General features: G+C 26.7%; 4 protein-coding genes and 3 pseudogenes. 3 read left to right on the plus strand and 4 right to left on the minus strand.

The genetic code is table 11. The annotated features are described in order from the left end of the window. Positions 1-1,204: peptidase U32 family protein (locus Q1X91_RS14760; protein WP_300759232.1), on the minus strand; the 1,204-nt coding region annotated here is incomplete at its 3' end. Positions 1,205-1,343: 139 nt separating this feature from the next. Between Q1X91_RS14760 and Q1X91_RS14765 the strand changes: the two genes are divergently transcribed. The 3 genes from Q1X91_RS14765 to Q1X91_RS14775 are packed head-to-tail and all read left to right on the plus strand — an operon-like array spanning position 1,344 to position 3,157. Then, positions 1,344-1,997 (plus strand): site-specific DNA-methyltransferase, encoded by a 654-nt coding sequence (locus Q1X91_RS14765; RefSeq protein ID WP_300759234.1) that lies wholly within the window; start codon positions 1,344-1,346, stop codon positions 1,995-1,997. Continuing rightward, positions 1,939-2,382 carry a site-specific DNA-methyltransferase gene (locus Q1X91_RS14770; protein ID WP_300759236.1) on the plus strand — a complete coding sequence of 148 codons (444 nt, stop codon included), beginning with the start codon at positions 1,939-1,941 and terminating at the stop codon, positions 2,380-2,382. The genes Q1X91_RS14765 and Q1X91_RS14770 overlap by 59 nt, the downstream gene beginning before the upstream one ends. After that, positions 2,375-3,157: a hypothetical protein gene (locus tag Q1X91_RS14775; RefSeq protein ID WP_300759240.1), complete on the plus strand. Its 783-nt coding sequence runs from the start codon at positions 2,375-2,377 to the stop codon at positions 3,155-3,157. Before Q1X91_RS14770 ends, Q1X91_RS14775 begins: the two co-directional genes overlap by 8 nt. A 67-nt stretch (positions 3,158-3,224) precedes the next feature. Here Q1X91_RS14775 and Q1X91_RS14780 read toward each other — a convergent pair. The 3 pseudogenes from Q1X91_RS14780 to Q1X91_RS14790 all read right to left on the minus strand — a co-directional run. Beyond that, positions 3,225-3,564 (minus strand): annotated as a pseudogene (locus Q1X91_RS14780) (hypothetical protein); the annotation flags it as partial. A gap of 126 nt (positions 3,565-3,690) precedes the next feature. Continuing rightward, positions 3,691-4,510: pseudogene (locus Q1X91_RS14785) on the minus strand (hypothetical protein). Between the two features lie 291 nt (positions 4,511-4,801). Next, positions 4,802-5,370, minus strand: a pseudogene (locus Q1X91_RS14790) (ankyrin repeat domain-containing protein); the annotation flags it as partial.

The following is a 5,370-nucleotide window of genomic DNA, read 5'->3' on the forward strand; positions in this document are numbered from 1 at the left end:
TTTCAATTATTTTGTTAGCCTCATCAATCTGAAGTTTATCTGTAGTTCTATAAACTTTATCCCCAACATTGACATTTTTTATAACAGCAGAAAAACTTAAAATTCCCTTAGCCCTTTTTACCCTCTCATTATCTTTATACAAATCAGAAATCTGCATTCCAACTGTTCCGCTCTCACCAAATGAAAGCCCGTCATAAACATTTAATTCTTTCTCTGACTTTATATATATCTTATTTTTCTTGTAAGCAGTAACTTCTCCTATATATTCTCCGTCATGGCTTGGTTTATAATTTTCAAAAATGTCCTTTGAATTATAATAATAACCTTGAGAAAAACCTCCTCTGTTAAAAATCTTCATCAAACTTTCTCTGTACTTCTCAATTGGTATATCCTTATTTTCTAAAGCCAAATCAATAGCATGCCTATATATAGAAGTTGTAATTGCTGCATATTCGCTTCTTTTAGCACGTCCTTCAATTTTAAAAGAAGTGATACCGCTTTCAAGGAGATTTGGAATTATATCAATAGTCATCAAATCTTTTGTACTTAAAGGATAATTAGTTTTACCTCCTTTGTACTCCATTCTGCAAGGCTGTGCACATGCCCCTCTGTTGGCACTTCTTCCTCCATGCAGATATGAATAAGCACATTGACCTGAAAAACTTACGCATAAAGCTCCATGCACAAAAGTTTCAAGCTCTATATCAGTATTATCTCTAATATATTTTATATTATCTAAACTCATCTCTCGGGCTAAAACCACCCTATCAATACCAATACTTTTAAGGAGTTTTACACTGTCTAAATTATTACAAGACATCTGTGTACTTGCATGCATGGCAATATTTAAATTATTTCTTACTATATCAATAATACCCAAGTCCTGCACTATAATAGCATCAGCTCCAATATTATAAACGCTTTTTATAAGAGGAAACACTTTATCAATTTCATCATTATAAACTAAAGTATTAACCGTTATATAAACATTCACATCTCTTAATTTAGCAAATCTTATATTCTTTTCAAGTGCTTTTTCATCAAAGTTTTCAGCAGCACCAACTCTGGCATTAAAACTTCTAGTACCAAAATACACAGCATCAGCCCCAGCATTAACAGCAGCCTTCAAAGCTCTTTCATCTCCAACAGGTGCGAGAAGTTCTATTTTTTTGTTTTGAGTTTTTATATTCAAGTTATTTTCCATTATTTTAAATTCATATATTGATGAGTTAAACTATAGCATATAAATGTATGAATTCAAGCAATAAAAATTATATTTTTTTTAGTAAAATATGTTATTATATAATATATTTTTAAATTCTGAGAACATAGAAGGTTTATTAATGGATAGTAACATACTTTTTTTTGGAGACAATCTTGATGTTTTAAATATACTAAAAACATATTATAATTCATCAAATAAAATAGATTTAATTTATATAGATCCTCCTTTTGCTACAGGAAATGATTTTTTATGGTCTAATGATAGAGTTAGAACAATAAGTTCTAGTTTAAAAAAATCTGAAATAGCATATTCGGATAAATTCACATTAGAAGAATATATTTCATATATGGAAATGAGAATAAAAATTATGTATGAACTATTATCTGATAATGGCTCTTTTTACTATCATATAGACGATAGTAAAGTTCACTATGTAAAAATAATGTTAGATAAAATATTTGGTATAGATAATTTTAAATCAGATATTATAAGGATAAAATGTAATCCAAAAAACTTTAAAAGAAATAATTATGGCAATATAAAAGATCATATACTTTTTTTTACAAAAAGTAATAATTATATATGGAATAATATAGAAGAAGAAGTATCAGATGAAGAATTAAATAATAGATTTACTAAAATAGATTCATATGGAAGAAATTATACAACTGTTCCAATACATGCTCCTGGTGAAACTAAAAATGGTGAAACTAATGGCTATTTTATGGGGCAATTGCCTCCAACTAGGAAGACATTGGAGATATTCTCCTAAAAAATTAGAAGAATTATATAATCAAGATCTAATAGAAGTTTCTAAAAATGGAAATATGAGATTAAAAGTTTACAAGGAAGATAAAAACTATAAAAAAATACAAGATATTTGGACATTCAAAGATCCTCAAAATCCAAGCTATCCAACTCAAAAAAATAATAAACTTTTAGAATTAATAATTAAAAATTCATCAAATGAAAACTCTATAGTATTAGATGCATTCGCTGGTTCTGGTGTAACATTATTTGAAGCAGAAAAATTAAATAGAAGATGGATAGGAATAGATAAATCAGAAATATCTATAAATAATATTAAAAAAAAGTTAGATATAGATTTATTTCAATCATATAAATTTATTTCTTGTAAGGAGCATTCTAATGTTTGAATTTTTAAAAAATAGTATAGATTTAACAAATAATTATGATTATTTAGATAGGCTTTTTAATGTCTATCCCATATTTTCTAATATTAGAAGAAACATTGATAATAATACTATATATAAATTAAAAAAGTATTATAATAATCAAGACAATTATAATTTAATAAAAGAAGCATTAAAACTAGAATTATTTCCAATAAAAGATTCATATACAGCATACTTAAAAAAATTTCCAGAATCAATAGACAAAAATCCTCAAACCATAAATCGTATATCCGGTACATTATATGAAATGGGTTGGGATAAATTTATGGAGAAAATAACAGAACCAAAAGAATCTAATAGACAAATGGGCAATATGTTTAAAAATTGGATAGATAAAAAAGTTCTTGGAATATTACCTGTCGATATTAACAAATTTATGAGTGATAACAAAAATGCAATATTAAAATGCAGTGAAAGTGATACAATTAAATTTGCTGAAGAAATGTTTGGATACAAAAGAAATAAAGGATTAGATTTTATAGCTAGATTTAATGGGAAGTATATTATAGGTGAAGCAAAATTTTTGACAGATTTTGGCGGATATCAAAATGCACAATTTGAAGATGCAATGCTTACATTAAATTCAAAAGTAAAAAATGCAGTAACAATAGCTATACTAGATGGAGTATTATATGGTAAAAGTAATAATAAAATACATAAATACATAACTGAAACATACAAAGATAAAAATATATTATCTGCATTACTTTTAAAAGATTTTTTATATCAAATTTAATAATCAATTAAAACATTTTATAAAAACTATTTTAAGTAATTCAAATTAATATTATTTAAATATTTTATCATTTAACTATATTATTTTTAATTCTAATTTTTTCCCATATAGAGTTTAATTTTTTCTGCATAATTATGTCTGGAATAAGCAAAGAGTAGGTAATTACAAAAAGAATAATAAAACTAACCAATATAGTACCAAAAAAATATTAATAATGCTTCAGGATTATCAATTAAATCAATAAAGCTGAAATCATTATAAGCTAAAGCCATACCGCTTACAAGTGTTCCTGTAACAAAAGCAAATATTTATGAATAATATTTCCGTATTTATTATACCCAATATATTGTATAAAGATTACAAGTCATAATAGAAAGTAAAAGCTCCAAAGCTGGCTTCGGCTCCTTGTTAATGTTATGCTCGCCTACGCCTTAAATAAGCTAGTAAGTAAGCTCACTAGCTGGCTTCGGCTCACTTGTTATTGTTATGCTCAAACGAATTACATCAGCATTAAAGCAGTGAATAAATAAAACTTATTGCTTAAATTTTATCTGAGAACCATGTACAAAGCCATGAATTGCATCTTTTCCGTCTTCAGCATCTGGAGGAAGATAAAATACTTCAAACCACTTTTTTTCAAAATTTTCATAATTTATACCTTCATCACCGTCTCCATTAATATACAATAAAAGTGCATCATTATTAATCATATCACTTTTCAAAATCTTACCTATTTATTTTTCCATTTGCATTATCCCTTATATTTATGTAATTGTCTTTAGAATTATATTCAAGTTTAGTATAATACAGGTAGTTATTATAATTATTTTTAGTAAAATACTTTGTTTGTATATTTCCTAAAGCCTTAAAACTTACAATATCTCCATAAGCCTCTCTCCCAGCTTCGCCTTCTCCATAAAAATGATAGTTGCTTATTGTTATTTCTGCCCTTACAGCTGATACGCCTAAAAATCTTTTATTTAAAGGTTCTGGTAATTTTACTTTAATATCTTCTAATAAAACTCCGAATTCTAATCTTTCAAATTCTTTATAATCATCTAAATCCTCTATGTAATATGTACTAAATAAAAAAGGCAAGTCAATATTATCGTCTGGAAAAAATCTTAAAGCACTATAAATAATATCAATATCTTCATTATCAGATCTTTCAAGCACTCCCGTTAATGTAATCTCTCCGTCAAAATAAACCATATTATTTTGTACATTGGAAGCTCTAAGCGTGTATTTTGTTATTTTACCATTATCACTTAAAAGTTTATCGAAATACGGAATAGTAGGCGGAAATGCCCATAAAAAATTAACGCTTAAAAGAAATAAAATAATTTTTTTCATTCTAATAACTCCTATTATTGTTATGCTCGCCTACGCCTTAAATAAGCTAGTGAGTAAACTCACTAGCTGGCTTCGGCTCACTTGTTATTGTTATTCTCGCGACGAAGTGCTCATTGCGAAGCAAGACGCCGCTACAATAAGTCAGCAACTAAAGTTACTGACTGCTTACCAAATATACCTTGCTTACGGCAGGCTCGCTTTTTTATTATATATAAAAAAACTATTCGTTACTACACTCACAAGTTTTTTATTTAGTTTATATATACAAATTAAAACATAAATCTTACAAATTTATAAAACATTTACTATTTTATAACCGTATTCCTTTTCTATATCATTAGATGTTTTACCTTCTTTATTTTTTATATTCACATCATGATTTAATTTTAATATATCATTTATAAGAGGCTCATTACAAAGTGCTATAGCATACATTAATAAAGTATTTCCTCTATTATCTTGTACATTAATATCTGCACCATTATCTGACAATAACTTTATAAGTCTATAGCGGTATCTGTATCTTCTATTTTCTTCTGACTCATATAATTTTTTACATAGTCTGTTTTGGCATAATCTCCAAACATATTTTCTGTCATTGTCTTAACATTTTCTAAAATACCGAAAGATGATATTGTATGAAATAAAGCTGTTTTTCCTTCAGTATCTTTTATATTAAGGTCTTTTTTTTGAGATAAACATATATCTATTATATTTACTTTATCAGTTTGAACAGAAAACATTAATGTTGTTATCCCTTCATTATCTACAGTATTAAAATCAGGATTATATTTTTCAAATAGTTTTAGCATTTCAAGTTCATCTAAAGCAGCCGCCCAGAAAAATGCATTTCTTCCGCT

The organism is uncultured Brachyspira sp. (assembly GCF_949287625.1).
Lineage (GTDB): Bacteria > Spirochaetota > Brachyspiria > Brachyspirales > Brachyspiraceae > Brachyspira.